Raw genomic sequence first — 6,500 nt, 5'->3', positions numbered from 1 at the left:
GGCCATCTGGGTCCGCACCGCGGCGGCGCCGGGCTGCTCGAAGACGGTCCGCAGCAGCGTGGCCACCCAGGGCTGGGCTGCCTTGGGGACCCTGGCCAGCAGGCTGCTGCGTAGTGAGTCCGGCAGAGCTGCTCCGAATTGCCCCGGTGAGGCCGGCATGGGCGCCGGAGACAACCAGCCCGGCCGGACAGACCGCGGGCGGTCAGGCCGCGCAGAAAGGCGAGCCAGCCGGCTCCGTCCTCGACGGAGGTCACCTCGGTCCCGGGGCCTTCACGCCGGCCCTCATGGTTCACGCCGACCGCGACCAGGCGGTGCACGTTCACCACCCTCCCGCCCTCACGCACCTTCTGTCAGCACGTCAACCCAGGCGAACGTGTGCGGCCCGGCGTCCAGAGGCCGCATCCGGAACTCCAGGAAGCCGGTGTTGCGACCACCGGTACTTCCCACGAATTCGCCGAAACCCTTGCCGCCCGAAGTATCCGGCAACCCACCGGGCGAACCGGATCCTGTGTCGACAGTGCTGCGGCTGAATCGTCCTTCGGAAGACTCAAGACGGAAAACGTCCACCATCGCAGGTTCGACACCAAGGCGGAAGCACGACGCGAAGTCATACGATCCATCGAGGGTTTCTACAACCAGCGCAGACTCCATTCCGGCATCGGCTACCGCCCACCCATGGAAGTCCTCGGCGAGCGGTCATGAACTCCCATCGCACGGCGGCCCGCAGGGCTGGATCAGCTACTCGGCATCAGCCACATCGCGGCAGCAGCCAGCGGCCTGATATAGAGATTTTACTGCGTGTCCGAAAAGCTCGGGGCCCATCACCATTGCGGGGCCACAGAAAAGACATCCGATGGGGATAGCAGGTCAAGCCGCGATGGCCAGTTCGAGCTTCGGCGGGGCGGGAAAGGCGGTGTTCTCGCTGTAGGGCCTGCCGGTAGTAAGGCAGTGGTGGAGGCAGCCGAGGAGCCGGTTGTAGAGGTTTCTCTGGGCAGAGCTGTGGCGGTCGCCGGCCTTGCGTCGGCGGTCGTAGTGGGCCCTGGCGCCAGGCGAGGCGGTGAGAGAGGCGAAGGCCCAGACGTAGCCGACCGCGGCAAGCCGCTGATTCTTGACCCGGCGGACCATGACCGCGTGGCTCTTGCCGGAGGCGCGGGTGACCGGTGCTGATCCGGCGTAGGCCTTGAGGGCCCTGGCATCGGCGAAACGGGAGCGGTCGTCGCCGATCTCGGCGAGCACCCGGGCGCCGCTGAGCGCGCCGAGACCCGGGAAGCTGGTGATGACCGCGGCATCGGGGTGCTGCTCGAATAGCTCGACCGATGCTTCGGCCAGATCGTCAGCGGCGTTGCAGGCGGCCTCGAACTTGCCGAGCAGGGCCAGGGCCTGGCGGCCCGTCGCGCTCTCGACCTGCGGGAGCTGGCGCATCTGCGGGATGCGAAGGGCGGCGTGGAGGCGCTCGACCTCGGCGTCGATGCCCCGCTGTCGGCCGGCGCGCTTGAGGACGGCCTTGAGCTGGGTGCGGGTGAGGCGGGCGGCCTGGCCGGGGGTGGGTGCGGCGGCGAGCAGGGTGCGGGCCAGCGGCGCGTTCAAACCGCCGGTAACCGGCTGGACGGCGGCGAGGTAGCCGGGGAAGTACTCGCGCAGGTGAGAGCGAAGCTTGTTGCCGGCCAGAGTGCGGTCCCAGACGGCGTCCTGCTGGGCACGGGCCAGGACGGCGACGGCCTGGGCGAGCTCGCTGTCGGCCGGCAGCTGGCGGTGGGCGTCGGCGTCGGTGCGCAGGATGTTGGCCAGCACCATCGCGTCGAGGTGGTCGGACTTCTTGCGCGAGACGCTGTGCCGCTCGCGGTAGCGGGCGGCGGCCATCGGGTTGACGGCGTATACGGGCCGGCCGGTCGCGCGAGAAGCGGCGACCAGCAGTCCGCGGGAGGTCTCGATCGCCACCGGTATCCGCTCGCCGGGGCCATCGCCATGCTCGGCCAAGAGGCTAAGCAGCTGTTGCAGACCGGCCGCGTCGTCGCCGATCCGGGCCCGGCCGAGGAGCTTGCCGTCGCCGTCGACCACGGCGACGTCGTGGTGGTCGCTGGCCCAGTCGATCCCGCAGAACACCTTCACGGGCCTCCCCCTTGCTCTTCCGTCCGATGTGCATATCCGCTGGTCAAAGGCCTGTGCGGAGGCACGCGACTCCCTAATGGAAGGGCTCTGGGCCCGGCCCGTCATCCGATTAGTCGTTCGTAACCCCAGCTGACCGCAGGGGCCTCGGTCTGTGCAGGAGCTCGGAGGCGTCCCGGTGAGGTGAGAGGTGCGCCCTGCGGCGGGCTCGGACCACGGACATTCGATCATCCGCGCGGCAGCGGCCGTGAGAGTGCCGGACGCCGGAGCCCTCCGATCTCTTTCTGGAGGTCAGGGCCTCGAGTGTCGTTCAGGAGTGACCCCGGCGCCTGGCACCCTCACGGTCGCGTTCCTCGGCGGCGGTTGGCTGATGCCCGGGGCCAGACCTGGGGACTCAAGACCCTGGGATGTTGGCTCACCGGACGTCAGCCGATCGCCGCCGAGATGAAGCCGGAGGCCGCGCTCTTTTTCGAGGTCTCGCGGGACCGGGTAACGGGTAGCGATCCGCCGGCTTCGATCCCCATTACGGTAACGGGGGTGCGGGGTAACGGTCACGGTCGCGAACGTCATGGACGCTGTGGCCTCGTCGGCGCCCATGACCATCTTCGAGCGTTTCTCGCCCCTCGGGGGTCTTCCAGCGTTCTGTACGTAGCCTGCCCGCGACCACCAGCCGGGCTCCTTTGCGGGCCGAGGCGGCGAGGTCTCCAGCTGCCGCGAGGCGGTGCAGTCCAGGAACGTCCGTTCACCGTTCCTCTGCGTATCGTCCTCCCAGTCGAATGTCCGTGGGGTGGAGGCGATGGTGAACCGGGCGACCGGGACGCCGTTGGGGGTGAACCGAAGGGCGGGGTCTTCCACCATATTCCCGATCCCCGTCAGCGGGATGTCATTGCCCGGCCCCTCCGCGCACCCCACTGACACATCGGGGCGGCGGCCCTCACTCCGACGGGGAAGGCGGCAGGGACCGGGACGGCAGTGCCCCGTTGTCCCCTACGATCGGAGGGTGAAGAGTACGACTGCCCTGAAAAACTGGCTCGCCGGGCGCACTCCCGCGCAGCTGACCGCGTTGTTGGAGCTCAGGTCGCTGCCGCAGGCCGCCGGATACGGGAAGGGCCTGCGCACCCTGGACCAGCTCGCCGACCACTTGCTGTCCGATGCGTCCGTCAGCCGCGCTCTCGAATCGCTGCATGCCGGTGATCTGCGGCTGCTGGCCGCCATCGCCCAGCTCGCCGATGCCGAGCACGGGCCCGTCCCGCGGCAGAGCGTGCCCGCCCAGTCCTGGATGCCCAGGCAGGATCCCGGCCTTGATCCGGCGGGCCGTGCCGTCGCACGCGCCGTGGTCCTGGACAAGCTCGCATCCGCCAATACGGAGCGGGCCGCTGTCGAGGAAGCACTGGAACGCCTGGCTGAGCAGGCGCTGGTCCTGCCCCCTCACTCGGGCAAGATCATCGTTCCCGCGCTGCTGCACTGCGGCTCGGCTGCCCTTCAGCGTTACGGTCGGCCCGTCGATGAGCTGCTCACCGACGCCTTCAACGCCCCCGAGGTGCATGCGATCGCCGAACGGCTGGGCCTGGGCAAGGGCAGCACGCGTGACGCCTCCCAGCAGAAGATTGTCGCTTTCCTCCAGGACGCGGGCAACGTACGGCGGCTGGCCGCCCAGGCCCCGCCTGCGGCTCGTGACCTGCTCGACAAGCTGGTGCCCGGGCCTCCACTGCTGCGCACCCACTGTTTCGTGACGCGCTACAGCTACTACTCCGGCCCGAACAGCAAGTTTACGATACGCCCCGGGGGTTCCGGCGATCCGGGAACCGACTGGCTGGCCGAGCGCGGCATGGTCCTGCCTGCGGGCCACGACCTCGCCGAACTCCCCTACGAGATCGCCCACGCCCTGCGCGACGACGCCATTCCCGCTGTGGACCTGGCTCCGCCGGTCCTCACCCGTACCGTGCCGATCCCCGCCGGCGCCGACGGCCAGGCCCAGGCAGCGGCCGCGGCCGCCGTGTGGCACGCCGAACTCGTCCTGCGCACGGTGGCCGCCCAGCCGCCCGGGATCCGCAAAGCGGGCGGCCTCACCGTCCGCGACACCAAACGCATCGCCAGGGACGCCTCCATCAGCGAGGAACAGGCCCGCCTCTGGCTCGACCTCGCCGCCAACGCCGACCTCCTCCGCCCCCACCGCGAACCGGGCAACCTGCCCGCCCAGCGGGGCCGACGCCGCAGCCGCACACCACCGCCCCAGCCACCGGCACGCCTTCTGCCTACCCCCCGCTACGACACCTGGATCACTCAAACCCCGGCCCGCCGCCTCATGCCCCTGCTGGCCACCTGGGCCGTGGTACCCGAAATCTTCACCTACTGGCCCGCCGACGACGACCAGAGCCCCGTCGCACTGGTCGAACCCACCGACCCACTGGCCACCCTCCTGCGCCGGGGCATCCTCGACGCACTGACCACCCTCCCCACCGGCCATGCCGTGGCCGCCGACGCTCTCGAGGAACTCCTTAGCTGCGCCGCCTGGTTCCACCCCGCCCTCACCGAACTTCTGGACACCGACGACACCCGTGCACGCGCGAAGGCGACCCTGACCGAAGCCGAACTCCTCGGCATCACCGCACACGGCGCCCTCACCACCACCGGCCACGCCCTGTACGCCCTGCTGCGCGCCGGGGCCGAACGCTACTTCCCGGCGGTTCCCGGCGCAGGCCCCGACTTGGCCGACCACCCCCCACTCGCCGACGCCGCAGCCCACTTGGAGGCAGCACTCGACGCGGTGCTGCCCGCCCCGCGCACCACCGCCCGTTTCCAGACCGACCTGACCGCCACCGTCACCGGCGCCGCCGCCCCCGACCTCAGCGACCTCCTCACCACCGTCGCCGACCGTGAATCCGAGGGACACGCCATCGTCTGGCGGATCACCCCCCGCTCACTTCGCCGCGCCTTCGACACCGGCCTGGACGCCGATACCATCCTCGAACACCTGACCGCCGTCAGTGAGGGCGGCACCGAACTGCCCCAGCCACTGGTCTACACCGTCAAGGACGTTGCCCGCACCCACGGCCGCCTGCGCGTGGTCCGCTCAGCCTGCTGCATCCGCAGCGAGGACGAACACCTCATTACCGAAGTCGCCGCCACCCGCTCCCTCACAAAACTCGGCCTGCGCAAGATCGCCCCCACCGTACTGATCAGCACCGCACCCCCCAACGACACACTCACTGCACTGCGCACCGCCGGATACACCCCGGTGCTGGAAGCCGAAACCGGCACAACCGTTCTGGAACGAACCCCCACCGAACGGGCCGAGTCCCAGATGCCCTCTCTCGCCCAGGCTCACCCCCACTACGGCCCGGGACCAGCCACCGCCCCCGCCCTCGCCGCAGCACTCCTGCGCACCTCCACCGCGGCAGCCAAGCCGGCCCGTCGCGGCAGGGCTGAGACCGCCAGTTAAGGAAGCTGCGCCGTCACGGATGCCGCTGTCTGACGCCTCGCTCCCGGCCCGGCAAGCGACTGAGGCCCGCAGCCTCGCCCGCAAGCGGCTACACGCCGGGATGGCTGGGCCCGTCGGCGGACCCAGCCACCCCGGCGACATTGGTGACGACGCTGATGTGGCGGAAGGCGGATCGCGCCCCTTCCCGACGTTATGACCTCCGGGCTGCTTGATACTGACTTCAGCGTTATGAGGTGACGAATCTTGACGTTTGGCTGATGGCAGACCGGTGGTGGCGGTAGACCGTTGGCCATGCGATATGCGGATGGGGGCGGGTTGACGGCGAGGGGCCGTCAGCGCCGCGAGGCGGTGCGGCTGGAGGCCGCCGGGTTGTTCGCCGGGGGCACCGGGCCGCCCGAGGCCGCCCGTTTGCAGCGGCAGCACTCCGGAACGGCGGGACGCACCGAAAATTGCCAGGTCGGCACGTTCCTGGCCTACGCCTCCACGAAGGGGCGGGCGTTGATCGACCGGGAACTGTATCTTCCTGTCTCGTGGACGGATGACCGGGAGCGGTGCCACAAGGCGGGCGTCCCGGACGAGGTGGCCTTCGCGACGAAGACCAGGCACTTCAAAGCCATGCTCACCCGTGCGGTCCAGGCCGGCGTGCCGTTCGCGTGGGTCACCGCGGACGAGGCCTGCGGACAGCCGGAATCCCTGCGGTGGTGGATGGAACAGCAGGCCATCAGCACGTGATGTGTGTGAAGACCAGCGACACCGTCATCACCCGCACCGGGCGGGACAGGCGTGTCGACGAGCTGGTCGCGGGCCTGGCACCGCAGGCCTGGAAGCGGCTGTCCGCCGGGAAGGGGTCCCACGGTGAGCGGATGTACCAGTGGGCCCGGATCCCCATCCGGATCTGGTGGGAGAACGGCCACGGCCACTGGGTCCTGGCCCGCCGCAGCCTGAAAGACCC

The 6,500-nt window shown here is 70.0% G+C and carries 4 protein-coding genes and 2 pseudogenes; 3 read left to right on the top strand and 3 right to left on the bottom strand.

The window, feature by feature from the left end:
- Positions 1-408 (bottom strand): annotated as a pseudogene (locus AC07DW_RS33055) (transposase); the annotation flags it as partial.
- On the opposite strand from AC07DW_RS33055, the gene AC07DW_RS33050 reads away from it, so the two are divergent.
- Entirely contained in the window at positions 376-702 is a 327-nt protein-coding gene (locus AC07DW_RS33050; RefSeq protein WP_478861323.1) for an integrase core domain-containing protein, read from the top strand. The pseudogene AC07DW_RS33055 and the gene AC07DW_RS33050 overlap by 33 nt on opposite strands.
- A gap of 165 nt (positions 703-867) precedes the next feature.
- Here AC07DW_RS33050 and AC07DW_RS33045 read toward each other — a convergent pair whose 3' ends face one another.
- Positions 868-2,109, bottom strand: a complete 1,242-nt coding sequence (locus tag AC07DW_RS33045) for an IS110 family RNA-guided transposase (protein WP_478861322.1) — start codon at positions 2,107-2,109, stop codon at positions 868-870.
- A 288-nt stretch (positions 2,110-2,397) separates the two neighbouring features.
- On the bottom strand, positions 2,398-2,964 hold the full coding sequence (locus AC07DW_RS33040) for a single-stranded DNA-binding protein (RefSeq protein WP_478861321.1): 567 nt from the start codon (positions 2,962-2,964) through the stop codon (positions 2,398-2,400).
- Between the two features lie 142 nt (positions 2,965-3,106).
- Here AC07DW_RS33040 and AC07DW_RS33035 point away from each other — a divergent pair, with 142 nt between their 5' ends.
- Both AC07DW_RS33035 and AC07DW_RS33030 read left to right on the top strand, forming a co-directional pair.
- On the top strand, positions 3,107-5,548 hold the full coding sequence (locus AC07DW_RS33035; protein ID WP_478861320.1) for a helicase-associated domain-containing protein: 2,442 nt from the start codon (positions 3,107-3,109) through the stop codon (positions 5,546-5,548).
- Between the two features lie 399 nt (positions 5,549-5,947).
- Positions 5,948-6,500: pseudogene (locus tag AC07DW_RS33030) on the top strand (IS701 family transposase); the annotation flags it as partial.

The organism is Streptomyces sp. NPDC045701 (assembly GCF_056432045.1).
Note: the sequence above shows the minus strand (reverse complement) of the source record. Positions and strands in the feature narration are given on the sequence as shown.